Genomic DNA, 24,806 nt, shown 5'->3' with positions numbered 1-24,806 from the left:
ATGCTCGCTGGTTCGCGGATCTTATGTAACAAACTTTGTAAAGCTCGAAGATAAAGATAAAAACCTAAAAAGGCGAATGTGCGGGGAGTTCGTCGAAAAATGTCGGCCCGGCGCCCTGGGTGGGTACGGCCGGTATGGCCCGGCACTTACTGCAACGACGCCCCTCTCACAAATGCGGGAACTCCCAAACGATTCGCTTCGATTAGTTACCCACTTGAAACCCGGTGGCCGGTGTGCCGGTGGTTCGGCATTCCGACCATCGGCAATCCGTGGTCCGGCATTCCGGCCCCCGGCCTGGGCGGCGACTCTGTGGTAAAAACTGTTTCACATCAGTAAGATACGAATGTTGATCTGTGCGAACAACTCCGTCGAATCAGGAGTGACGGCTCGCCTCCACCGCCTCGATCAGGCGAACCAGGCTCTCGCCGGCGCGGACCGCGTATTCACCCAGGAAGAGACCCATGGCGGCGTGCACGGCCCGACGAGCTCGCCTCACCAATTCGGTCACATCGAGCTCTCTTTCGGGATCCCGATCTCGTTGGTAATTCCAAAACGCGAGGAAGATGCCGCCCAGGACGTACTCGTCCAAAATCGCCAGGTGCGCCAGGGCGTAACCCCGATCGTCGAGCAACGCCAGGGCCTCGGTGCGCGGCAGGAAGTGGATCCAGCTTGCACGTAGCCGGGTCTCGCCGAGGAGGGGCGCCATTCGTCGCACCACCAGCCTGCCCCAGCGCCAGGAGTCCCCGTCGTCGGTATCCGGGATCCACTCGGTCAGGGCTGGATGGGTGCGCGCGTGCCAAAGCATCAGTGCCGCCATGGCCGATTGATCCGACCACGGCGCCAACCAGGTGACGAGGTTCCGGAAGTATGCTCGAATTCGCGCCAGGACCTCGCCCTGATCGGCTGGCGCGGCATCCCCGAGGTGCCTCGTTCCGCGGTGGGGGGCGAACCCCGCGAGGTTGCCGTCGACCCAATGGTGGAAGGATGCGTCGACAGCGATACGACCCACTCCGATCTCGGTCAGGGCGCCGTTGTAGACCCCGACGACGCCGAATTCGCGGGGGCGCACGGCTTCGTGTGGTGTCTGGTCGATCAAGCGCGGGGCGGCTTGGTTGGGGGCCGCCGCGATGACCTCCCAACCGGGCCGGCGCAGTCGGCGCCCCACGGGAAATTCTTCGATGGTGGTGGGATCTCCGTCGGGGCCCGGGTGTTGGTAAGTTCCATCCAGCAGAGGGGCGTGCCGCTTTGGATCGAAGGGCACCACCTCGCCTTCGTGGGCGTGGTCCGGCAGGACCGGGGTGGCGCAGGCCGGATGACCGTCGTCGAAGATCGGGTGCACCAGGTGTGGCAGGTCCTTCATGAAGGCGAACTTGCTGGCGATGTCCGCCTCTTCCAACGGGCAGGTGAGGTGGTAGGCCCGGTAGCGGCGAACCGCAAGGCGAGCGGGCCGCGCGTCGAGCTGGCGCATTTCCGAGAAGGGGTCGAGAAAATACGTGGCCTCACCGACAGTCGAATCGTTGCGCGTCTGAAAACTGTTGGGCAATGGGTCCTTCCAGCGCTGCATGTGGCGAAGCCGAGGAAGGTCCCCGCAGAGGGCCGCGCCGATGCGGCCGTGATCGCCGCACGCGAAGAGACCGCCGCCGGCCTGCATCCAGCGCGCGAGCACACCGCGTTCCAGCGGATCGAGCGGGGGATCGCTGTCGTAACCGAAGAGCAGGACGACGCGAAAAGGGGCCAGGTGCTCGTCCGTGAAGGTGTAACCCGGTGCGTCCGGCTCCAGACCCTGCCCGCGGCGGGCCCAACACACGTCGAACCCGACCCAGCACTCGGGGTTGTCCGCAAGGGTCTGGCGCAGAGTGCCAAGTCCCAGAAAGTCGTCGTCCAGAGAAAAGGCCGCGTCCATCACCACCAAAACCCGAAGCCGGTGGCGCCCCGAAGGACAGCCGGCCTCTCCGGGGAGCCGTCGTTCATCCATGCGCGTCACGGAGTCCTCCTAGATCGCTGTGGCCCAAAGTGTGCGAGTGCGCCGCCCTAGCCGGGCGCCCGAGAATCGCTCGACTTGGGTGTGACCACCCGTCGGTTCCGGGCTGGTTGCACATGCGTTCCTGATACCTGAAACCCGATACCCGAAAGCTGAAATCAAGGCCTTCCATTCGCGGAAGGCCTTGATTTCATGTGGACTGCGTATTGGCGCCCCAGGTCCCGGTGTCGCCCCGGGGAACTTGAACCGAGCCGGCATCCCGCTCCGGGAAATGGGAGGGCAGGTCGCGGTCGGGATTGAAAGGTACCGACTGCCAATCCCCGAAAAAGGGGCCCTTCCCGATGCGGGTTCCGCGCAACCGGAAAACCTTGTCCTTGTGGCGCCGGAACACGATCAGCATCGGTTCCAGATCGATCAGCCGGACGTTGGGATCCTTGTCGTCGATCAACCCGGGCACCTGGAAACTGAAGAAACCGGCCTCGGGAATGGGGTCCAGGGTGCCTTTGAAAACGCGACCGGTGATCCCGTCCACGAAATGCATGACGGCGACCTTGTTGGTCTGGTACCAGCGGCCCGCCAGCGCATCGGTGAGGTCCACCACCTGGCCGGAACAGGGTTCTTTGGGATCGGGAACGGAGCTGGAATCATTTTCGGGTAGAGACATACTTCCTCCCTGGTTGAAACGATGAGTTTGTTGGTATTTTGGTAAGTACTCAATAATACCATGGGTGATTTGTTTTCTTCGTGTCGTGCCGGAGTTGGGGAATCCTTTTGGGGCCCGCCCGCGACGGGCCCCTGCGAGGACCGGTCAGTCGAACAGGAAGGTGGCGACCATGGGGGCGTGGTCGCTTTCGGGATACTTGCGGTCGTCGGCGAAGGCGATCGATTCGTCGTGCAGGATTTCGTTGTGGATTTCGCTGTGGGCGTGTCGGGCGAGGAGGTGCCGCGACACGAGCAGGTGGTCCAGCAAATTGGCGCGGCCCTGGTGGAACAGGGTGTGGCGGCTCGGTGCCGGCACGGCGTTTTCGCAGGGCACCATCAGCCGCATGCCGTGTTCGGGATTGCCCGTATCTTCGACCCGGCCCTGCAATGCCTGAATCGGCACCTCGTGGCTTTCGGCATTGAAATCCCCACACACCGCGATGAGCGGCGCTTCGGTATCCGCCATCAGTCGATCGAGCATCATGCGCACCTCGATGGCCTGGCCGACGCGCTTCATGGAACTGAGGAAAAACCCTTCAGCCCAGGCCGACGGCGACTTCCAGGTGAAGCGATCGATTTGCTGCCCGGCGATCGGCGTGGGGTGCTTGGATTTGAAGTGCAGGTTGAAGACGTGGAGTTCACAGCCTTGGGGGAGGGCGATGCAGGTGTGCAGGACCGGCCGTGGCCAGGGAACCGGCTCCGGTTCGGTGGGCGGGGGAATCGCCGTGACCGAACTGTAGCGCGGCGGGGGAACCAGATCGTGCAGGATTTGCGCGCGGTCCACGATCGGATACCGGCTCAGGGTCACCAGGTTGCGCACGGAGAAGGGGTGTCCATCGTTGTCCCTGGTGACGTGAAGGTGATAGTCGCCATAGACGGTTCCTTCCAGCAGCCGATGAAGGGCATCCAGGCGGCCGTCTTGGGCGTGAACCTCTTGCAGGCAAAGGACGTCGGCTCGCAGCCGTTGCAGCGTGGGCACCAGATAGGGAATGCGTTGCGCCAGGTGGCGGTCGCTGAGGTTCTCGATGTTGTAGGTGGCGATACGCAGGTTCACGAGCACACCTCCCCGACGCCGGCCGAGCCTCGGATCTCGACGTCGGCCCCGCTGTTGCGGCCGATCACGAGGGTGGAGGTCATGCCCAGGAACAGGCCGTGCTCCACCAAACCGGGGATCGCTTCCAGCGATCGAGCCAATTCGGTGGGCTCGGGCGGCTCGACGAAGGTGAGGTCCAGAATGCGATTGCCTTCATCGGTGACGAAGGGGGTTCCGTCGGGCAGGCGACGCAGGGTGACGCCGGCGCCCAGCGCACGCAACCGGAAGCTCACCACCCCGATTGCCAGGGGGATCACCTCCACGGGAAGCGGGAAGGCATGGAGCAGGCGCGGCACCGGTTTGCGCGAGTCCACGATGATGACCAGGCGCCGCGAGGCCGATGCCACGATCTTTTCGTGGAGCAACGCGCCGCCACCGCCCTTGATGAGGTCGAGTCGGGGGTCGCACTCGTCGGCCCCGTCGATGGTCAGGTCGAGGTGGGTCGCATCCGGTAGATCCCGCAGGGGGATGCCCACCGAAGCCGCCAGTTCGCGTGTCTTTCGCGAAGTCGGCACGGCCTGGATATCCAGCCCACACGCGACCCGTTCGCCCAGCGCCCGCACGGCGTAGGCGATGGTGCTGCCGGACCCCAGCCCGACCCACATCCCGTCGCTGACCATGCCCACGGCATGCAGCGCCGCCCGTTCCTTTTCTTTCTCGAAATCCGGTTTGGTCATGAACATATCCTCCTCGAGGGTGGGTGCCCATCCAGGAAACCACATTCCGTCTTTGGATGGGCACCGATTGAAGGCCCCCTGGCGGTTTTGCCGATCCAGGGGGCCGAAGCGATGCTCAATACAGGCTCAGCGCGTTCTCGGCATGGAGTCGCTCCACGAAGGCGCGGGCCGCCTCGAAGGCCTCCTGGGCCGAATCCACCACTTCGCCCACGTAGGCGTCGTCGGCGTCGGCGTCGTCCAATCCCGGGAACTTGATGCGATCGCCGTAGGCGTTGACCGTCCCGATTTCACGCAGGTGCTTCACGTAGTCGTAGAGCGGGCGCCAGAACTCGGTATGGACGAAAATCGCCTTGGTGCGACGGCGGCGCAGGTGGCCCGTTTGGATTTTGCACAGGGTCTCGAAGGCTTCCCAACTGGTGCCCAATCCGCCGGGCCAGAAGAGCACCACGTTGGCGTAATTGATGAGTGCGGCCTCGCGAATGGCGAAATCGTTACAGCGAATGCGCACGTTGGAATCGAGCGCGTGCTGGTGTTGGGGGCCCAGGGCGAAGCGCGGCTCGTTGCCGAAAATCGCGTCGATCCCCAACACGATGGCCCGTTGCGAGGCGGCACCGTTGGCCACCGCCTGCATGATGCCGGGCCCGCCGCCGGTGCAGATCGGCACGTCGCGACCGCCGAGCTCCGACTTCTGGCGTTCGGCGTAGTATGCGCCCCAGAGCTTGCCGAACTCGTGGGCCGAATCCCAGTAGTGGGCCGCCCGCATCAATTTCTCGTAGCGCACCATCTTGCGGCGACCGACCGTGATCTTGGCTTCGATCTCCCTGCGAAGCTCGGGATCTTGGGTTTGCTCCAACTCCTTGTAGAGCCGGTCCAGGTCCTCGCGCTGCCTGGCGATCCTGCCTTCGGTGACGCGATCCTGGTTGATGCTGGCCGAGCACATCACCGTGATCATGCCGGATTGGGCCTTTTTGGCCAGAATCGACTGAACCACGTGGATGTCCTCCACCAGGTGATCCTTGACGAGGGTCCGGTCGTCGGGCGTGGGTGTGTCGGTGAGGCCGTCCAACCGGAACGAGAACCCGACCCGGTCTTCCAGGCTTCCGTCACGCGCGGTCAGGACCACGTGAAAACCCTGGGCGTCGAGCCCGTGGTAGGTGGCGTGGATGGCCTCGCGGTGGGCCTGGGGCGTGACTACGAGGCTGTAGCCCGTTGCCAGCACCTCGCCCAGCGTGACCCGTGCCTCGAGGCGATGGGGGTCGCGAATCACGGTTTTCACGGTCCAACCGGCGTCGCCGCCGGGAGCCCAGGAACCGGTGGTCCCGTCGAACTGGGCCTGACCGGCCAAGTGATATCTCTGCAATTCCATGATCGACTCCTTTGTTTGATATGTCTGACTTCAATGGTGTTGCTCTTACTTCTCGATCGTGCGCACGGATCCCGTACGGCACGCGAGCTCCATGTCCACGGCGAGCGTGGGGAGGTCGGGCCGTGCCATCCGAACCGGCGTGGTACCGGGCGGCCGCGCTTTTGGGGTGATGGGAGGCGACGGGTCAGTTGGGCAGGTTCAGCTCGCGTTGCCAGCGTTCGAAGTGCGTGGCCAGGTCCGATTGACCGCGAGCCTTGGCTGCGGTCACCGCACGTGGTAGTTGGGCGAGGGCGTCCAGGCTCGAAACCAGGTTTTCGGGCCACAGATCGGCGAGCGGCAGCCCCTGGCGAACCGCCTCGGCGCGCGCCAGTTCGGCACAGGTCGCGGGAGGTTCCATGCCTCGCAATGCCCGCAGCTCCAGGTCGCGGATGGTGGCGGCACCTTGCCCTCTGGGCGCGGCGCCATCGCACGATGTGGTCGCGGCCACCTCGATCGCTTCCGTGGCCGCCGACGTGGTGGCGATCTCGGCGGAAAGCCGTTCGCGCACCAGTAAGTAGGCGTTTTCCAGCTTGGCCGGCGGCGGGCAGGCTTCGAGTGTCGCGTCCAGGAGTTGCCAGGGCGTGATTTTCCCCGCGTCTTCCAGCATGCGAATGATGGCCGCCGCATCGCGGGCGATGTGGCGCAGCACTTCCGAATCGGCGGTCGAGTGATCGTGGACCAACCGGTATTCCAGCAGGTCCCAGGGCGCTTTCGGCTCGTGGCGGATGCCGTAGTGCTCGCGCGGCATGTGGTGCACCACGAAGTTGACGCCCTTCTCGATCAGGTCCAAGGGATATTCGTCCGTGCCGATATGGTGGTCCGAAAGCCGGTGGGCGTCCATCCCGTTTTGCGTCCCGCTCTTGTTGTCGCCCCATTTGAACATCGAGGCCGAGATGTGGGCATTGTAAAAGCCCACGTTGATCAAGGCTTCGTCATCCAAGCCGAGTACGTAATCGCGATACCAGGGGTCGGCCGAGTGCAGGCGGCCCTTGAGGTGTTTGCCTAGGGCGAACTCCTCCAGGTCGTGACGCCCGGTCAGCACCTTGGGATATCCCATGGCGGCCTGGATGGTGGTCATGTCCCGCGAGTGGATCCAGGAGAGAATCATGCCGCGACGCCAACCATCGCGGTCCAGTGGCGGCGTGTCCGCACGCCCCTCTTCCGCCAAGGCCTCGGCCTCGACCATCACCGCGTCGATGCGTTCGAGCACCGATTCGGGAATCTGCGGCAATACGATCTTCCGGTCGAAATCTTCCGGGCTCATGCCCTTGGGCAGCGAGGCCAGATCGTAGCGAACCGGGAACTCGGCCGCTCCGCCGATGCCGTCGTAGTGGGGATCCACCCGTCGCTCGATGCGGTGGTAGACCCCTTTGTTGTCCGTGCCTTCGTAGAATCCGCGAAAACCTAACATAACAACTCCCTCAATCGCTCCAGATCGTGGCGCCGGGCCGCCGAACCCACCGCCGAAACCAGTTCCCGCGTGGCGTGCGTGCCGTGGGTGTGTTTCAGCATGATGTCGCCGTCACCGGCAGCCACCAGGCGTGCGGCCCGGGCCACCAGCGGATGGGTCGCGCTCGACGGCGTGACGCGACGGGTGCCGGGTTTCGCGCCGCAGGTCATCGCGTCCAGTATTTTTTGGCAGGTCTCGGCGTCGCGGTCGCGCAAGGCCGCGAACAGTTCGAGCCTGGTGGGGTTGTCGGCCTTGGCGAGAATGCCCTCGAAGTACATCCGATCCAGGCGCGCCAGGAACTTGGCCGCACGACCGAACAGGGTTCCCGCGGCCTCGTCCCGCCGAGTCAGCACCTCGCGGATGGCGGCCGGCTTCAGTTCGCCCATCAGCTTGGTGACCGGATCCCGGTAGTGCAGGCTGGTGCCGATGCCGACACCGTCGACGCCGGTCTCTACGCAGCGGGCCATGTGCTCGGGGCGCAGACCGGCCGAAATGTAGGTTTCGAGGCCGTTTTCGTGGGCTTCGTGAATCAGGGTCACGAATTCGGCATGGCTCAGTTGCTCGATGATCGGATCGCTGGGAATCTTGTTGGAGGCGCCGTCCCAGGCGACCTTGTCGAAACCGCCGCGAACCGCGATGCGAATGCCCAGCCGACCCAGCTCGAACGGGTCCTCGACCGGCTTCGTCGCGTCGCAACCCGGTTCCAGATCGTCGACGATCGGCGTGTTGATGTTGAATGCCGCCGAAAGGTACTGCCGCTCCGGGTCGCGCTGTACATTGCCGACCAGCGCGTTCATGAAGCTCACCGCCTGGCTGGCCTTCATGCGCTCGATGCCGATCTTGCAATCGGCGATACCGTTGGCGAACATCACGCTGCAGGCCGAGGCGTGGAGGTGGGCCGTTTTCAGGAGGTCGAACGCAAAGGTGCCGCTCTCGAACACCGGACGGCCGATGAAGGCCGTGACCGGGGTGCGGTTGCCCACCCAGAGCCGGACCCGCGCCGCATGGATCGGCGCCGGCAGGCGGTAGGGCTCCACCTTCTCCTTGTCCGCTTCCTTGTCCCGGTCGATGTGTTCCACATGCACGGCGACACCCGCCAGCAGCTCCTCTGCGCGCACCGTGACGTTGAGATGGCCTTCGCCGGGATCGGCGATCGAGAGGAAGGTTTGCACGGCGCGGAAGCCCGAGGTTCCCAACGACTGGTAGGCGCTCGGCACCGGTACCCCTTTTTCGATGAGTGCGTAGGCGGTGCGGATGGCGGTCACTTCGTCCGAGGTGGGATGAAGGGTGCGCGCCCGGAGACGGTCGCAGGCATGGGTGACCGCGGCCATCATGCGTTGATCGGCGGCCTGCTCGTCGAGTGCCGCGCGCAGGGCCGCGTCACCCTGGGACGGTCGTGGATCGCATTGAATGACCACGCGCTCGGCATCGGCCAGGATCCGAAAGGCGTCGGCGCCGGTGTTGACCTGATCCGGCAGGTGACGGGCTCTCGAAGCCATCAAATCGTTCATGGCGTCCACCAGAAGCAGGGCCGAACGGTCGGAATCGGCCAGCACGGCGATGATGGGTGCCAGCGTTTCTTGGACCGGGGCCAGGTGGGGATAGTCCTCGACGAGGTGCTTCAGCAGGTCGCGCACTTGGGCGACGCGTTGGGCTGTCGTCAATCGGCGCAGCAGTGGGGAAGGTTCGCGTTTGACGAATTCGTCGCCCTGCTTGGCTTCCTCGCGCAGGCGAAGATCGCGTAGAAAGTCGACCGCTTCTTCCAGAACGAGGCGCCTGAATTCGCCTCGGGTCAGCGAGCGGTGAAGGTGATCGGGGGGGTGATTCACCATGGTTCACTCCTTTCGACGGGTTTTGGGGAAACGAGGGGCAACACCGCATCACGGTTCCCGATGTGGGGGCGTGGATTTCGCCCTGTCTCCCTGGATCTTCCCGGTTCAGGAAAGCGAGGCTTAAAAAAGTGCCGACTTTTTTCGAAAAAAAATGATTTTCTGTACCCGAAGCTGGGTAGGTTGTTTACCCGGGCCTTTCTCTTCCTGTCTCGTTTGGTCTTTTCGCTATAATTGATTCACTTGTCTCAAGGACTTCTTTTGTTTTTTTCTGTTTTGCCGGAGTGCTCATGGAATCGTTGTCGCTGATGCTTCACCGTTTCTTCGAGGGGGAGACCGAAGCCGGCTTCGCCATCTTCGAGCGGTTCGAAGGGAACGTGGCCCGCTATCTTCGCGGGCGCGGCGAGGCCGATCAGGTGGGCGACCTGATTTCTTCGATTCGCCTCGCGTTCCTCGAGAAGTTGCCCCATTTGAGAGATCGCCGCCAGGTCAAGGAGTTCCTGTTTCAAATCACGCGGGACGAATTGGCGAAGCACTGGCTGCGCGGGCGTCGCTACGTGGCGTTGGCGGCCGGTGGCGACGAAATCGGCACCGAATCGCACGATGCTTCCCTTAACGTGGAGAGGCTTCGCGTTCTGCGGGAGTGCCTGGACGCGATCGAAAACCAGACGGTGCGTCAGGTGGCCGTGCGCCGCTACCGCATGGGCGAACGCCAAAAGGAGATCAGTGCCCACATGCGAATCACGATCGATCAGGTGAAAAAGTACACGCGCAAGGCGGAAATCAGCATCACCGATTGCGTGCAACGGCGAATGGGTGGCGGTACGGAGGCGCGCCGATGAACGGAACCGCGCCCGATGTGAACGAAGTCAAGCGCCTGTTGGCCAAGGGCATGGTACCGGCCGAGATCCGCGCGCGCTGGGGGTCCGAATTGGCCGCGGAGCCGCGTCGCTATCTGGACCTGTTCGACGAGGTCCGTACCGACCTCGCCGATTTACCGCTCTTGGAAAAGCTGGATTCTCTGGAAACCGATTCGCTGGAGGACATGTTCCCGGAAGAGGAAGACGACGAAGACACCGTGGCCCCGGTCGTGCCCATCCGTCCCGAGCCTGTTGACGCGGTTCGGGACGAGGCGCGATCGCCAGGCCTTCGACGGTGGGGACGGTGGCTCGCCGCCGCGGCGGTGCTGCTCGCGTTGAGCTCGCCGATCTGGTTCGGGCGGTGGTTCGGTGGAACTGACCGGGACCGGCCCGCACCGGTCGCCCAACTGGTTGCCGCACCGCAAACAACGCAACTGGCGCCCGGCGCGGTGCAGACCACCTCGCTGCGCGTCGAGCCTGGCCAGTGGGTGCGGGTCACGGCTTTGGGCCCTCCCGAGGCGTGGCGCTGCGAATGGCGTTCGAACGGGTCGCTGTTGCGCGTCTCCGACGCGGGGGTACGCGGTGAACGGCACACCGGTTGGTGGTTCGCCCAAGGAGCCACGGTGCGGATCGACTGGATTTCGGAAAGTGCGGCTCCGGTCGCGATTCAGTGGTCGGTGACAGAGGTCCGCGAGGGCATGACGGCCGAGGCGCTGGCGGACGCGGCGGGCGCGGCGGTGGACCGGGCGCTCGAGGCGCGGGCGCGCGGCGGCGCCCAAGACAAGGAAGCGGCATTGGCGGCCTATTCCGAGGCGATCGACATCTGGACGATGCTGGATCGGCCGAAGGCGTTGGCCACTTCGGAGAATGCGGCCGGCCTGGTGGCCTACCAGTCGAGTCGTTTTCCCCTGGCGGTAGAGCTGCTGACGGCGGCCTTGGCGCGGCGCGAGGAGATGGGCACACCTTTCGAGTTGGCCCAGACGCTCAACAATCTGGGGTTGGCCTACCTGGGGCTCGGTCAGCCGCGGCGGGCGGCTCCCCTGCTGCACCGCGCCCTGCCGCTCTGGGAGGAGGGTGGGCACGAACGCGAGACCGCCTTCACCCTCAACTGTCTCGGTGGCGCATTCGACCAATTGGATCAACCCGAACAGGCGCTGGATTACTACGGTCGCGCCCGTGAAATGCTTCTCCCGCGCGACGACAAGGACAGTCTCTTCGCCCGTGCCCTGGTCGCCAACAACATCGGGGTCATTCACAATTACCTGGGAGACGCCCTGCGCGCTTCCGGAGCCTTGGAGGAAGCGCTGCGCCTGTGGCGTCGTCTCGATACCGTCGACGGCGAAGCGCAGACGCTCGTCAACCTGGGATGGGCGCGGCGGCTGGCCGGCGAAACGGAAGCGGAACGCGAGCTCTATCGGCGGGCTCTGACCCTTGCGCGGGAACGGGGTTCGCTGCGCGAGGAAGCCTTCGCCCAGCACAATTTGGGCATGGCCGACTTGGAGCGAGGCCGTCTCGATCGCGCCCGCTCGGGTTTACAGGCGGCGCTCGAGTTGCGGGAACGGCAAGGCGATGCCCGCGGGGCGGCCTGGTCGCGCTTCGCCTTGGCCGAAGTGGCCGAGCGCCAGGAGGACCACCCCGCTGCCCGCCGTTTCCGGACCGAGGCCGCGCAGGCTGCGGCCCACATCGGCGACGTCAATCTCCAGGTCCAGGTGGCCACGGCCGCCGCTCAGGCGGCGCGGGGCCAGGGGCACTGGCTGGAGGCGACCGACCGCATTTCCGAGGCCGTGACCTGGCTCGAAGGCCAGCGCCAAAAGGTGAAAAACTTCGATTTCCGCGCGTCCTATCTCGCTTCGCGCATGGATACCTTTGCCACCTACATCGACATCTTGATGGACCGCCACCGTCTGGAACCCGAGGCCGGCCACGCCGCCGCGGCGCTGGAGGTGGCCGAACGGGCCCGGGCTCGGGGCTTGTTGGATCTGCTGCACGATGCGGCTGCCGATTACTGGCTGGGCCCCGATCCAGCCTTGGTGGCGCGCCGCGAGGCGTTGTTGGCCGAGCTGAACACCACCGAACGACGTTTGCGGCGGCTCGCCCAGCGTCCCGAAAAAAATCGGGAGGAAATCGAGGGCCTCGAAGGGAAACGCGCGGATTTGAAAGCGGATTACGCATCCGTCGAGCGACGCATTCGCGAATCGGGCCTGCGTTTCGAACATCCGGAAGCGTTTCAGCCCTTGAGCCTTGCCGAGATCCGCAAAGCGGCGCCGGAGCGAGGAGCCCTGGTTCAGATTTGGTCCGGTAGCGAACGCGGGTACCTGTGGACCGTGACCCGTGACGCACTCGACGTGCGCGAGCTGCCGGACCGCGCGCGCTTGGACGCGCTCGCCAAATCGGTGCTCGACGCCTGGTCCGATCCCAGCGGCGCACGGACGCCCGAAGCGGCGCAAACCCTCGCCGACCTGCTGTTCGCACCGGAGACCCTGGATGCGGCGACACGACGCTTGGCCGTCGTCGCCGATGGCGCCTTGCAGTTCGTTCCGTTGCAGGCGCTGCCGGTACCGAAGCGGTTGCGGACCTCGCCCGACGCATCGCGCATCGTGGATCGGGTCGACCTCGTGAACCTGCCGTCCTTTTCCACCCTTGCGCTTCTGCCCGAGGATTCGTGGCCCGACCGCGCGGACGACCTTTCCCTCGCCGTCTATGCCGATCCCGTCTTTTCCGCCGACGATCCGCGTTGGGGTGATGCGCCCCCCGCTTCGGCGGGCGAGCTGCAGGTCGCCGCAACCGAGCCCGCGGTTCCGAGAACGCGTGCCACCATCGCGGACCGCCTCGACCGGCAAGCCCGCCTGCCCGCGACCGCCGCCGAAGCGGCAGCCGTCGCGGCGCTTTTTCCCAAAGCCGACCGCGTCGTGCGGCTCGGGTTCGAGGCCAGGCGCGACCGCATCGTCGGCGGCGATCTGGCCAAGCGTGATTTGGTGCACCTGGCCACACACGGTGTGCTGGACGGCACCCATCCCGAGCGATCCGGACTGGTGTTGAGCCGATATGCCGAGGACGGAAGCCGGATCCCCGCGCTGCTGGGCCTTTACGACATCTACGATCTCGAGCTGCGCGCCCAACTGGTGGTGCTGAGCGCCTGCCAGACCGCCTTCGGCAAAGAGGTTCGCGGCGAGGGCGTGCTGGGGCTGACGCGCGGATTCCTGTCGGCGGGTTCGCCGCGGGTGGTGGCCTCGCTGTGGCAGGTCGAGGACCGAGCGACGGCGGTGCTGATGAGCCAGTTCTACGAGGAGCTGGCACGGGGCGACGTGACGCCCGTGACGGCGCTGCGGTCGGCACAAGCCGAGCTACGTCGCGATCCACGTTTTGCGCATCCCTTTTATTGGGCCGGGTTCCAGTACCACGGCGCCTGGTGGTGACGGCTTCGAAGGCCGCACCGCTTGCCCAAACCGATGGCGAGCCGCTCGCGATCTCCGAAGACCGAAAGAATCGAAGTGCCGGGTAGCCTTTTGGTGCAGAAGTGTTTGTGTGTGAGTATTTTTTAACCACAGAGTCGCCGCTCAGGCCGGGCCCTAGGTTTCAGGTGGGTAACTAATCGAAGCGAATCGTTTGGGAGTTCCCGCATTTGTGAGAGGGGCGTCGTTGCAGTAAGTGCCGGGCCATACCGGCCGTACCCACCCAGGGCGCCGGGCCGACATTTTTCGAAGAACTCCCCGCACATCCGCCTTTTTAGGTTTTTTTCTTTATCTTTGGGCTTTACAGAGTTTTTTGCATAAGAGCCACGCACCAGCGGGCTAACCCGCTCGATTTCGAGAATGAAACAAGGCGAAGTGAGCTAGCATGGTGGTCCCGGCTGCCTGAGAGGGTTGTCATGCCAGGTAGGTGCGACCGCTGGTCGCACATTCCAAAGCTCCTGCTTCTATTGGTGCTTCGCTCTTTGGCGTCTCGCATCTGCGGAGTGTGGATCGCTTCGAAGTGTCGGCCGGGCCGGCCAACCTACTGCCGCGCCGATCCTCAAAGCATGCGGGAACTCTGATCATGGATCGCTTCGACAAGTTCATCCGGCGGGCTTACCGCCCCTGATGAACCTACCTGGCACGACGAATCTCTCGGCATTCGGGGACTCCAAGCAAATTTGTTTCAAGAGAGTGCCCAGAGACCGCGGAGGTAGACGAAAATTAGGGACGTGAACACTCAGTTCCGCACTCGGAGAGCTCCCAGGTCTCGGTATGGTTACCGACCAGATTGAAGCCTAGAGCAGGCATTTTCGGTTCCCTCTCAAGTAACTACTTTACTCTGTGGTAAAAAAAATCAGGTTCTTCGCGATGGATCGGACAGTTTGGTACTCTCGTTACTCCGGCACTTGCCGATCGGAGTCAGTGTGGGCTCCGACCCATGCGTTCCAAGGAGATGGCGATCGATGACCTGGCTTCCAATCGGCGTGGTGCTTCTTTTGTTCGGCGGGTTTTTTCTTTACATCGTTCTCGATTTCCGGCGGCGTGGTTCGTCTCGCGACATAGCCGGGACGATCACCAAACAGCTTCAAGATGAAGGCTGGTGCAACTCGGCCCTGGAGATCACCGCGCCTAAAGGCTTCGCCGCGAAATTGTCCGTGAACCACACCACGTTTACCATCAGCCTGACATCGACCGCTTCCAAGAAGAAAACCCTCCCGTTGCGCCGAATCCAACCGGACGAACACCAAAAGCCTGGAATCGAGACGGGCGACGCCCATTTCGACCGGACCTTTCGCTTCGTTGGCGGCGACCCTTCGCTGATTGGCCTGCTGGACCTCGCGTCGCGCCGGTTCATGATCGAACATCGGGTGGACTTCCACGGCAAGGGCATTCAAGTCGAGGTGGTTCCCGAGAGCGAACTTCGGAAGCTCAAATCGGACCAGGTCTCGGCAACCTTCGAACGAGCGCTTCAATCGGCAATCGAGCTGTATGCCAAACTCAATCGCCGCGCCGATCGCTCGTTGGGCCTGGTTTCCAACGTTTTTGGAGATCCCTCCGCCGGAATACGGACAATATCTCTTCGCTGCCTTCTCGATCGGTATTCACGGGAGGAGATCGGCAAGCTCGAAATGGAGCCGCCCGAGCCGCCGCTCACCTGGCAGGCGGAACTGTTGATGATCGTTCAACGCAAACTGGCGGAACTACCGACCCTACGGCAGCGAATGATTTCTGCCGGCCCCATTCCCGGTGGCTTCTACCTCGACGTGGTCCGATCTCTGGAAATCGATCTCCGGCGCAAGCTTTGGCTGGACGCATGCGAAAACCCTCACTTGGCCGCATCTGCCATTCGGGAGCTGAAACAGATCGATGATCGCATCTGCATTCCCCACTTGGTTGCCCTGTATCACTCGGGCGCGCTGCAAATCGAGGTCCTCGAGGGCATCGGGCGAACCGAGGATGCGCGCGTCGTGGGCTTTTTGTTGGAACTCCTCGAATCGGATGTCGAGAAGAGGGCGATCGCGGCGGCCCAGGTTCTAGGCGACACCGGAAGTTGGGAAACCATCGAGGCCATGGCCGTGGTTCGCGAAAAGGTGTCGGCCGACGTCGCCAAGGCCATTACCGCTGCCATCGAAAAGGTCCGGTCGCGAGGTCAGGCCGGCGAAGCTGGATGGGTTTCCGTCGCCGGTTCGCAGGAATCCGGGGGAGAGCTTTCCCTTGCCAAGAGCGGGGAGCTTTCGATCGCGGAAGACGATGTTCATGTCCCTTCGGAACGAAATGGAGCAAAAGATTTGGATAAAAATTCGTCATAATTATGTTTTTAAGTGGTCTTTGAAGTGTCTTTTTTGGTAGTTTATTGTGGTTACATCGAAACACCCGGAGTACGGACATGCAGCAAAACCCATTCGAGCCTCCATCCGACATGACCCTGGAAGGACCCCAACTGCCCCAAGGCCTCGAGGACCGGGACGAGTCCGAGGTTCTCAAATTGTACAAGTGGTCGCGGGAGATTCGTGCTTTCGGCTTATTGTGGATCTTTGGCACTTTTTTAATGCTGACCATGATGATTTTCGGAGCACAAGAGCTCTCCCAGACTTTCGAAAATATCGTCATCGGTTCGATCTTGGTGGTGATGTCCCTTTTGTCTGTCGTCGCGGCATTTGGCGCCTATCGACGGCCGACCTGGGGCCGAAAATTTTGTATCGGCATGCTGATTCTCGGTCTATTGAACCTTGGATTGGGAACCTTGATCTGTGGTTACGGCATTTACGTGTTCGTCAAAGGCAGAGACCTTTTCGGTCCCCATCAGCTCAGCCACCAAGCGTTGTGCGCTGCCCGAAAAGTTGTGAAACAACGCAGGCGCATGCGGCGAAAGGGCCTGATCGCCTGAGGTTCGTTTTGCGGGTTTCGAGTGGGTAACTAATCGAAGCGAATCGCTTGGGAGTTCCCGCATTTACAATAGGGGCGCCGTGCCGACATTTAGTTTGGTGTCACATCATGGTCCATCTTTTCCTGGATTCGATCATTCCTGCCTTCCTGATCAAGTTGTGACGACGGCAAGACCCACCTCAGGTTGAATACACCATTTTGTTTTAAGCGAAGAACGGAGTTTCTTGAGCAAACGTCGCAGATGCCGGCCTTGCGCCTTGCAAATTTGGATGACCAGGTGGGGTAGGAGCGCTCTGAGTGAGCGTACGGTAAACCGAGAAGCTTTGGGGTTTGACGCTCGGGAGAGGCAATAAATTTGTCCACGGATCGACGCATTTCCAGGGAATGGTTGTCCCAGTGCCTACGGTCATAAAAAAATGGTGAATGGGTGGTCCGAGGGTGGTTTTGAAATTCGTATCGATCTGGGTGATGCGTGGAAAGACTTATTCGCCAAAACTGATCCCTCGAATCTTGGCTCTCTGATTGTGATGCCGAGCGAGCAAGACCCGTCTCGGCTTCGGTTCCTAGCTCGAGGAACCCTGTGGCACGGGCTTCATGATCACGTTTTCGCAGTCCAGCAAGATGCGTCCTTGGGGGATCTGTTGAAAGCGTAACTCCACCTGCCAGCCATTGAGCTGCTCGCGAATTTCCATACGATCCAGGATCGGGTAACCGCGACTCTCGCGAAAATCCAGTTGAAACACCATTTGATCGGCTTGCTTGAACACCAGCTCGTAATGACTGGGCTCCGTGGGGCAGGGCAGTTGGCCGCTGGAGCGAGGTTTCCACAAAATGTGGAACAGGATGTCTTTCTGTTCGTTGCGCCAGGAAATCTGTTTGAGGTGGCTGTCCCGGAACGCCAAATTTTGGATTTGCCTTGGGGTGTAGGTGAGCAAAAAGGACTCCTTTGGAGGTCGGCTCGAGGTCGCACCCGAACATCAGGTGGATCGAGCGAGGGCGGTGGACATGCCCGGACGCACGGGCCGCGGCGGCGGCGCGCGGAAGCGGTACCCCCTTTCTATTAGGCGCAATGTTTTCAAAAAAAACCTCTAAAAAAGAAAACGCACAAACGGTTTCGAGCTTTCCGGATTGGGTTCCGTCGATGCGGAAGCTCACTCGTGGTGGATGCGGATTGCCGGCCTATCCCGAACAAACCCATGTGGTTCGAGGTATGTGGCTGCGGTGCGTGGCACTCGTTGACGAGGGCAGGTGGATTCTCGCCCAACCCATCTCGATCTTACATGGTTTTTGTGTAGGTTCTGTCACGTTTCATGAAATCCGCGCCGGAGAAGGATTGGCGAGGGGCGACAACCATGGTCTGATGTGCCGTATCTGGACCCGTGGCAACATGTTGCCCCGTCCTTGCGTCCGGTGATTCCGGGTCGTCTTTTTTCACTCGTGGTGAGGTTTTTGTCGGGGAAAGACCTCCAGCCGCGAGTCTTCCCGGAGCCGCGGGGCCTCGAGCCCTCCTGTAGGTCCTTTGTCCAGTTAATGAGTGTTCATTCAACACCTTGGGTTGAATCCATCGATCGAAGAGGTAGCGTCACCATGAATTACATGCGCCATGTCCCAATCGAAGCAGATCATTTCTCCCTGGAACAACATTTCGCCGAGGTTTCCTCGTTGTTGGGCCACCGCGGCCCCCTATTTCGCGACACCGACATCCACTGGCTGGAGATGGCGGATTACGACAGTCGCCTGAGCCAGCACCTGAATGCCCTGTGTGCCGCTGGCGAGACGGCGATCGAATTGGCGCGCGCGGCGGTTTGGCGATTCGATCCCGGTGATCGCCGTGCCGGTGTCTGGCTCTTGACCCAAACCCGAGAAGGATGCGACCGGTTGTCCGAGTTGTTGAGCGATTGGGATCGCTTGTCGGCCATGGCGGGAGACGATCGGGTGGACGAGTTGGAGCGCAGTTGGTTCGAGGGGCTCAAGCTGGGGCGACCCGATTTTCTGGCGCCGATCCTGTGGTTGATGGTGCGGTTCGGTAACCTGGGCACCCGGCGTTGGGTTGCCGAGGTGATCGGGTACCAGCGTTTGCCGATGTCGGATCTGCTGGCCGAGCTGTTGGACGATCCTTTTGCCTTGGTCGCCGGCGAGGCGGCCTTGTCGTTGGGGAAATTGGGCGACACCGCCTTTCGCCCGCGCCTCGAGGCCCTGTTGCGCGAATTGCACCGGCGCGATGAGCGGGATGCGTGCGATTTGGTGGCGACCGGACTGAAATTGATCGGCTCCGTGTTGCCCAGTCTACATGCGCGCGGCTGCCTGCAGGTCGCCTCTTCCCTGAGCCCCGTTCAGGCCGAACTGCTCGCGATGGAAGGCCGGTACGACGACTTGGACCGGCTTTGCGAGCTGTGCCGTCGTCCCGAAATCGGGCCCGAGATGTGGGCGGTCCTGGGTGTGTTGGGGTATCCCGACGCGGTACCCTACCTGCTGAACGTCATGGAGGCCTTGCCCCAGGCGGTCGAACCCGCCCGTGAGGCACTGTGGCTGTTGACCGGTGCATCCCCTGCAGCGGGCGCATCCGGAGAAATGAGCGAGTCATCCGGTTCCTCGGTGGTTTCCCTGGATACCGAAGACTTGGAAGACGACTGGGTCGAGTCCTTGGACGAGATCGTCGACCTCGACGACATGGAAGAATCTCCCGCTTCGAGCGGGGAGCCGGCACAGGCGCCTGCGCCTGCTCCCCACGAACCGGTTGTCTGGTGGCGCGAGTGGTGGCGAGCCAATGGTCATCGATTCGAGGAAGGAAGCCGCTACCGATTGGGTCGTCCCTTTTCCGTGGAGGCGGTGGTGGCCGAGATCCAGCACCCGAACAGCAGCTTCGCCCATCGTCGACGGGCCCTGATCGAGGTGTCGCGCTTCGTGGGCATGGAGCCCGGATTGATATTCGAGCCGGACGAGCCGGTGTCGCGCCAACAGGAGCGGTTGGCCCAGCTCAAGTTACCGGAAGCTCCGCTTCCCACGACCTGAGCCGGTCCCGCCGGGTCGCGCTTTGGCGAAAGGTGTTTCCACACGATCGAAGCTTGAATTCGGCATCTTTTGGTCTAGATAACGGGGTCCACTATCTACTGGCGTGCACCCGCCGCTCACGGACGCCGCTGGCTCGTCGTGTCGAAACAAGGGCCGACCGCCAAGCGGCCGGCCCTTTTCTCAGAAGTCGTACTTGAGGCCCAAGCGACCCCAGAATCCGAACTCTTCGTATTGGATCGGTTGGTTGCGGTTCCCCTCGTACAACAGCACCGGCTCGTCGTTGAGGTTCACCAGCTCGAGGAATACCTTGAAGCGATCGTGGGTGTAACTGGCGTTCAAGTCGATCTGGAAATGCTCGTCCACCCAGATGTCCTCGTCCGCGTCGTCGCCGATTTCGCTGATGTACTCGCCGTGCAGGTTGCCCGATACGCGGACGCTCAAGCCTTCGCGCTCGTAGATCAGGGCCAGGTTGCCCAGGTTCTCCGTCTGGCCCGGCAGGATGGTGCCCTCGCGGTCCTGGAAACCCGCCTCGGAATCGGCGTAGGTGTAGTTCAAGTAGAAACCGAATCCGTTTTTGAAGGTTTTCTGGAACGCCAACTCCAACCCGGTCAACTCGGCCGCCGGACCGTTCAGCGGACGCGTCACTTCGAACTCTTCGCCGTTGAAGCTTTCGTCGGTGTTGAAGATGTAGATGTAGTCTTCGAGGTCCTTGTAGAAAAGGCCCGCGGTTAGGACGCCGCCTCCTTCGAAGTAGTGCTCCACCATGATGTCGGTGTTCCAGGCCAAGGTGATGTCCAGGTCCGGGTTGCCTTCTTCGATTTCGCTGTCCTCTTCCAGGATCAGGCGGTAGGGGACCTGGTCGTACACGTTGGCGCGCGCATAGGTCCTGGTCTGGGCGAAGCGGACCTGGGTCCGGTCGCTGACGCGGTATTTGACGTGCAGGTTCGGCAGCAGGATGTCTTCGTCGTTCTCGCCCGGTACCGCCGTGGTAGCCTGGTAGTCGCCTTCGTCGTCGAAGAGGACCTGGTATCCGGTGTATTCGGTGTCGAAGCGTTCGAAACGCAGGCCGGGTAGGATCATCCACTTTTCGCCCAGCTCCAGCGTCGCCATGAAGTAGCCCGCGTACAGGTCTTCTTCCAGTTGGTAATCGGCCGCGTCGGCTTCGTAGTCGATTTCGCTTTCGGTGGCGAAACGGTCGAGGATGTCGCGAACCTGTTCGCGGCCCTGGAAGCGGCCCATGTCGTAGCGGCCGCTCAGGAATCCGCTGCGGCTGTAGCCGCTGTCGAGGAAATCGCTCAAAACCAGATCTTCGTCGGACTCCCACTCGATCGCGTTGTTGTCGCGCGTTTTCTCTTTGGCGCGGTATTTACCGCCCACCTTGAATTGGGCCATGTGATCGCCGAACACGATCGGCCACTCGTAGGAGGCCTTCACCGTCAGGTGCTCGTCGTTGGTGAAGTTCTCTTCCTGGGTGATTTTGTCGAATTCGAAGGCCGCCAGGTCCTGGTTGGTGGGGTTGGGCTGGATGTTGTCGGGATCCAGGGGGCTGTGGGCGTAGTTCGGCGCGAAGATCACGTCTTCCTGCTTGAACTCGCTGTCCAGTCGTCCGGGTTCCGATTCCCGCGCGTAGGAGTAGTTGGCGCTGAACTGGAACAGGCCCATGTTGCCGGTGATCACCTCGCCGCGGGTTTGCAGGGTGGTGATGCTCTGGGTTTCGTAGCGATCCTTGAGTTCGCGCTCCAGCTCGCCGTCCTCGATCACGTGCTTCACGCGATGGCGGAACTCCTGGTCGTCGAACTGCGAATAGGAACCGTTGAATTCCAGCTCCACGTCGGGCGATGGGTTGTAGTCGAACGCCACGTGGGCGCCGATGCGTTCGCGGTTGACCGCGTAGTCCCGCTGCTCGAGTTCCTCGGGAAGCCCGTCGTCCCATTCCGCCTCGAAATTGTCGTTGCCTCGATCGGTCTCTTCGAAGCTGAAGGTCGTGACCAGGCCGTACTTGCCGTCCTGGAACTGCTCGCCGTACAAGAAGCTGCCGCCGGAGATCGGCTCCTCGGAAAGCTCGTTGTAACCGGCCTCGGCCGTGACGGCCATGGTGCGCTCACGCGGCGCCTTGCGCAGCCGCAGGTTGACCGATCCACCCACCGCGTCGCCGTCCATGTCGGCGGTCACGGCTTTGGTGACCTCGATCGCTTCCAGCATTTCCAGCGGAACCACGTCGAGGGCCACCGTGCGCAGGTCGCCCTCGGGAGCCGGTACCGGTTCGCCGTTGATCGAGGTCTGGTTCAGGCGCGATTCGGTGCCGCGGATCTGGACGTAGCGGCCCTCGCCCTGGTCGCGGGCGATGTTGACGCCGGGAATGCGCTGCGTGGCTTCGGCGGCGTTGGTGTCGGGGAAGGTGCCGATCTGGTCGGCGGCCACGATGTTCTTGATGTTGTTGGCGAGGCGCTGTTGGTTCAGTGCCCGCGCCTGACCTTCGGCGAGGCTGCCACGAATGACGATCTCGAGACTGGTGTTCACGAGATCGAGAGTGATGGTGCCCAGCGGGTTGAGGCCCGGCTTGACCGCGAATTCGCGTTCGACGGAATCGTAACCTGGAAATTGAAATACCAGCGTCTGTTTGCCTGTGGGGACGTTTTTGAGGGCGAAAACTCCCTGACCGTCGGTAAGGGTGGCCTGACCGGTACTCGTGACCCGAACGATCGCGTCGGCAAGGCTCTGGTTCTCCTTATTGATGATGGTTCCTTTGAGGATCCCGAGATTCTGATATCCAAACGAGAGGGAATTTGCACAAATGAAGCCCGTGATGAGAAACAAGGCTCGTAGTCCCATGGTCATGTCAAAACCTTCATAGATTAGAAGTGTGTCCGAAACGGACGTGGTCACTCGCGGCGCACGATCGCCTGGCGTGGATCGCGAGGTGGGCGGACTTCGCCGGATGGAACCGAACGGTGACGTGCCGCGGTCGGTCCCGGTGCCGAAATTCCCTGTCTCGCCGAGGACGCCCTGGTTGCCTGTGGGGCCAGGTCGACGCATCCCCTCCATCCCGTCTCTCTCCCGATGAAGTACGGGTGCCTGATCGTGGCATGCCAAAGGTTGCGCACGCCTCGAGGTCAAACCAGGGGATTGTTAACTCCGCTGAGCGAGGATTCAGTGAGTGAAGTGTTAATTTCATGTTAGCGATATTTTTGCTCTCGCCCAACACCCCTCACGCACGCCATTCAGGCCCCGTGCGCATTAAATTAATGATTTGAACCCCGCGTTTCCGATAAATTGAAAGGTTGAAAACCCTTCATTTGCCTGAATGAGCCCTTGCGACGACACGACCTACCTAAAAACGTCGCGAGCCTCCGCGGAGGCACCCTTTTGGTGAATGGCCGTCGGTGGCCGATCGTTCGCGTCACCGTACGGTTTTTGGTTATCGTTGGTCGGGAGGTTAACGCCAGACCATGAATGGAATGGATTATCGGCGGTTTTTTACGCAATCTCTGGAAATGCTCTTTATCGCGGGATTCGACGGCGTTTTTAAAGAGGTCAACCCCGCTTGGGAAGGGGTTTTGGGGTTCTCCGTCCAAGAGCTGATGGCCCGCCGCATTTTCGACATCGTCATTGCCGAGGACCGATCTCGGACCCATGACGCTTTCGCCAGTTTGCGCGAGAGCGAAACGGCGATTTGTTTGGAGACCCGCTGTCAGACGCGAAACGGCGAGCTACGCTGGCTGGCCTGGACCGTCAATTCCTTTGGGGATTCCGCCAGTGTCTATGGGGTCGCCCGCGACATCACCGATCAGAAGGAGGCCCATCAGCGGTTGGAGCGAAACCATTCGCTGCTGCGCACCCTCGGTCGCATCCAGAACCAGTACATTCAGGAGCTCGACGCCCATCTGCTGTTCGATCACCTGTTGGAATGCGTGCTGTCCCTGACGGAAAGCGAGTACGGCTTCATTGGCGAAGTGCTCGAGAAGGAGGACGGCACGCCCTACCTGAAAACCCACGCGATCACCAACATCGCCTGGGACGATGCGACCCGTGCTTTCTATCGGGAAAATGCACCCGCCGGTCTGGAGTTCTTAAACCTGGATACGCTGTTCGGCGCCGTCATTCGCAGCGGTGAAGCGCTGATCACCAACGATCCCGCGCATCATCCCAAAAGTGGCGGCATCCCGCCGGGCCATCCTCCCTTGAAGGCCTTCATGGGCGCGCCTTTTTTCGTGGGCGGCAGGTTCATCGGCATGGCGGGCATCGCCAATCGGGCCGGTGGCTACGATGCCGACCTGTTGGCGGACCTGCAACCCTTGCTGAAGACCTGTGGTCACCTGATCATCGCTTTCAAGAACGATTTGAAACGGCGCAGCGCCGAGGCCGAAGTGCGTGAAAGGAACACCCGCCTGGTGGCGATCATGGATCATGCGCCCTACGGCATTCTGACCATGGACGAGCACGGCATTCTCGAATCATGCAATCCCATCGTCCTCCAATTGTTCGGCTACCTCGCGGAGGAGCTGTGCGATGCCTCTATCTTTCTGCTGATCCCCGACCTGGCGCGGGACGAACCGTCGGACGGCACCCACGATGCGCTGAAGGAACCGTCGCTCGACATGCTGGTGGGCCACACCCTGGAAATGAACGGCCGGCGGAGCGACGGCGAGATGTTGCCCCTGGAATTGGGCGTCAGCGAGATGTGGCTGGGAGGCCGGCGCATGTACACGGTCATGCTGCGCGACATCACCGAACGGCGCAAGATGGAAAACATCAAGGACGAGCTCATCTCGGTGGTCAGCCACGAACTGCGGACGCCGCTCACCAGCATTCAGGGCGCCATCAAGATGCTGCGGGTACGCGGGCTCGAAGCCCTGGTCGGGGCGCGCACGGATACGCTGATCGATCTTGCGGAACGCAATTGCGCCCGGTTGTCCGAACTGATCAGCGACATGCTGGACATCGACACCATCGAACGGGAAAAAGAGGCGTTCCGGCTGACATCGCTCGATCTCCAGCCGATCGTGGAGGAGGCGGTCGGGTTGGTGGCACCCCTGGCCGAGCAACGCGACATCACCGTCCGGTTCGACGAGGTGCCCTCCTCGTTGGCCGCCTGGTGCGCCGCGTCCCGGCTCATTCAGGTGTTGACCAACCTGCTTTCCAATGCCATCAAGTATTCTCCCAACGGCGCCACCGTGAATGTGCGGGGCCGGCGCATCGGGGGAAAGGCGCGACTCGAGGTGGTCGACCGCGGTGAAGGCATTCCGGTCGCATTCCGTGAACATGTGTTTCAGAAATTTTCTCAGGCCGAACGTTCCTCGGTCCGCAGACGCGGTGGCACCGGTCTCGGCCTGAGCATCTGCAAGGCGATCATGGAACGCCAGAACGGCGATATCGGGTTCGTGAGCGAAGAGCGCCGCGGCACCACCTTCTGGATCGAACTGGCGGCGGCAACCACGGAGGCATGATCCACCCGC

General features: G+C 62.1%; 15 protein-coding genes. 6 read left to right on the top strand and 9 right to left on the bottom strand.

Annotated elements, in window-relative coordinates:
- Positions 1–373 precede the first annotated feature (373 nt).
- From J3U87_RS32490 to J3U87_RS32460, 7 genes are all read right to left on the bottom strand, one after another.
- Positions 374–1,984: a hypothetical protein gene (locus tag J3U87_RS32490; protein WP_237379971.1), complete on the bottom strand. Its 1,611-nt coding sequence runs from the start codon at positions 1,982–1,984 to the stop codon at positions 374–376.
- 187 nt (positions 1,985–2,171) lie between these two features.
- Positions 2,172–2,645, bottom strand: a complete 474-nt coding sequence (locus tag J3U87_RS32485) for a hypothetical protein (RefSeq protein ID WP_237379970.1) — start codon at positions 2,643–2,645, stop codon at positions 2,172–2,174.
- A 144-nt stretch (positions 2,646–2,789) separates the two neighbouring features.
- Positions 2,790–3,737 carry an endonuclease/exonuclease/phosphatase family protein gene (locus J3U87_RS32480; RefSeq protein WP_237379969.1) on the bottom strand — a complete coding sequence of 316 codons (948 nt, stop codon included), beginning with the start codon at positions 3,735–3,737 and terminating at the stop codon, positions 2,790–2,792.
- The gene (gene rpiA / locus J3U87_RS32475; RefSeq protein WP_237379968.1) at positions 3,734–4,453 is read right to left on the bottom strand and encodes a ribose-5-phosphate isomerase RpiA; all 720 of its coding nucleotides are present in this window, start codon (positions 4,451–4,453) and stop codon (positions 3,734–3,736) included. The genes J3U87_RS32480 and rpiA overlap by 4 nt, the downstream gene beginning before the upstream one ends.
- A 115-nt stretch (positions 4,454–4,568) precedes the next feature.
- Positions 4,569–5,819 (bottom strand): LOG family protein, encoded by a 1,251-nt coding sequence (locus J3U87_RS32470; RefSeq protein ID WP_237379967.1) that lies wholly within the window; start codon positions 5,817–5,819, stop codon positions 4,569–4,571.
- A 184-nt stretch (positions 5,820–6,003) separates the two neighbouring features.
- A complete protein-coding gene (locus J3U87_RS32465) occupies positions 6,004–7,269 on the bottom strand; it encodes a hypothetical protein (RefSeq protein ID WP_237379966.1) in 1,266 nt (421 codons plus the stop codon).
- Entirely contained in the window at positions 7,263–9,140 is a 1,878-nt protein-coding gene (locus tag J3U87_RS32460) for a hypothetical protein (RefSeq protein WP_237379965.1), read from the bottom strand. Before J3U87_RS32460 ends, J3U87_RS32465 begins: the two co-directional genes overlap by 7 nt.
- A gap of 287 nt (positions 9,141–9,427) precedes the next feature.
- Between J3U87_RS32460 and J3U87_RS32455 the strand changes: the two genes are divergently transcribed.
- The 4 genes from J3U87_RS32455 (at position 9,428) to J3U87_RS32440 (ending at position 16,339) form a co-directional block, all read left to right on the top strand.
- Positions 9,428–9,979 (top strand): RNA polymerase sigma factor, encoded by a 552-nt coding sequence (locus tag J3U87_RS32455; RefSeq protein WP_237379964.1) that lies wholly within the window; start codon positions 9,428–9,430, stop codon positions 9,977–9,979.
- Positions 9,976–13,413, top strand: coding sequence for a CHAT domain-containing tetratricopeptide repeat protein (locus tag J3U87_RS32450; RefSeq protein WP_237379963.1), 3,438 nt, complete (start codon positions 9,976–9,978; stop codon positions 13,411–13,413). Before J3U87_RS32455 ends, J3U87_RS32450 begins: the two co-directional genes overlap by 4 nt.
- 1,001 nt (positions 13,414–14,414) lie before the next feature.
- Positions 14,415–15,761 (top strand): HEAT repeat domain-containing protein, encoded by a 1,347-nt coding sequence (locus J3U87_RS32445; RefSeq protein WP_237379962.1) that lies wholly within the window; start codon positions 14,415–14,417, stop codon positions 15,759–15,761.
- Between the two features lie 176 nt (positions 15,762–15,937).
- Entirely contained in the window at positions 15,938–16,339 is a 402-nt protein-coding gene (locus J3U87_RS32440) for a hypothetical protein (RefSeq protein WP_237379961.1), read from the top strand.
- A gap of 562 nt (positions 16,340–16,901) precedes the next feature.
- On the opposite strand, the gene J3U87_RS32435 is transcribed toward J3U87_RS32440, so the two are convergent.
- A complete protein-coding gene (locus J3U87_RS32435; protein ID WP_237379960.1) occupies positions 16,902–17,273 on the bottom strand; it encodes a hypothetical protein in 372 nt (123 codons plus the stop codon).
- A gap of 652 nt (positions 17,274–17,925) precedes the next feature.
- Between J3U87_RS32435 and J3U87_RS32430 the strand changes: the two genes are divergently transcribed.
- Positions 17,926–19,350, top strand: a complete 1,425-nt coding sequence (locus J3U87_RS32430; RefSeq protein WP_237379959.1) for a hypothetical protein — start codon at positions 17,926–17,928, stop codon at positions 19,348–19,350.
- A gap of 180 nt (positions 19,351–19,530) precedes the next feature.
- Here the strand turns inward: J3U87_RS32430 and J3U87_RS32425 are convergent, their stop codons facing one another.
- Positions 19,531–22,188: a TonB-dependent receptor gene (locus J3U87_RS32425; RefSeq protein WP_237379958.1), complete on the bottom strand. Its 2,658-nt coding sequence runs from the start codon at positions 22,186–22,188 to the stop codon at positions 19,531–19,533.
- 611 nt (positions 22,189–22,799) lie between these two features.
- Between J3U87_RS32425 and J3U87_RS32420 the strand changes: the two genes are divergently transcribed.
- Positions 22,800–24,797 (top strand): PAS domain S-box protein, encoded by a 1,998-nt coding sequence (locus J3U87_RS32420; RefSeq protein ID WP_237379957.1) that lies wholly within the window; start codon positions 22,800–22,802, stop codon positions 24,795–24,797.
- Positions 24,798–24,806 lie beyond the last annotated feature (9 nt).

Source organism: Sulfidibacter corallicola (genome assembly GCF_017498545.1).
Taxonomy (GTDB): Bacteria; Acidobacteriota; Holophagae; order Acanthopleuribacterales; family Acanthopleuribacteraceae; genus Sulfidibacter; species Sulfidibacter corallicola.
Note: the sequence above shows the minus strand (reverse complement) of the source record. Positions and strands in the feature narration are given on the sequence as shown.

Bases quoted from the DNA above. Each gene is read 5' to 3' on its own strand.
- J3U87_RS32485 (WP_237379970.1), bottom strand. From the start codon at position 2,645: ATGTCTCTACCCGAAAATGATTCCAGCTCCGTTCCCGATCCCAAAGAA.
- rpiA (WP_237379968.1), bottom strand. From the start codon at position 4,453: ATGACCAAACCGGATTTCGAGAAAGAAAAGGAACGGGCGGCGCTGCAT.
- J3U87_RS32470 (WP_237379967.1), bottom strand. From the start codon at position 5,819: ATGGAATTGCAGAGATATCACTTGGCCGGTCAGGCCCAGTTCGACGGG.
- J3U87_RS32465 (WP_237379966.1), bottom strand. From the start codon at position 7,269: ATGTTAGGTTTTCGCGGATTCTACGAAGGCACGGACAACAAAGGGGTC.
- J3U87_RS32460 (WP_237379965.1), bottom strand. From the start codon at position 9,140: ATGGTGAATCACCCCCCCGATCACCTTCACCGCTCGCTGACCCGAGGC.
- J3U87_RS32455 (WP_237379964.1), top strand. From the start codon at position 9,428: ATGGAATCGTTGTCGCTGATGCTTCACCGTTTCTTCGAGGGGGAGACC.
- J3U87_RS32450 (WP_237379963.1), top strand. From the start codon at position 9,976: ATGAACGGAACCGCGCCCGATGTGAACGAAGTCAAGCGCCTGTTGGCC.
- J3U87_RS32445 (WP_237379962.1), top strand. From the start codon at position 14,415: ATGACCTGGCTTCCAATCGGCGTGGTGCTTCTTTTGTTCGGCGGGTTT.
- J3U87_RS32430 (WP_237379959.1), top strand. From the start codon at position 17,926: ATGAATTACATGCGCCATGTCCCAATCGAAGCAGATCATTTCTCCCTG.
- J3U87_RS32425 (WP_237379958.1), bottom strand. From the start codon at position 22,188: ATGACCATGGGACTACGAGCCTTGTTTCTCATCACGGGCTTCATTTGT.
- J3U87_RS32420 (WP_237379957.1), top strand. From the start codon at position 22,800: ATGAATGGAATGGATTATCGGCGGTTTTTTACGCAATCTCTGGAAATG.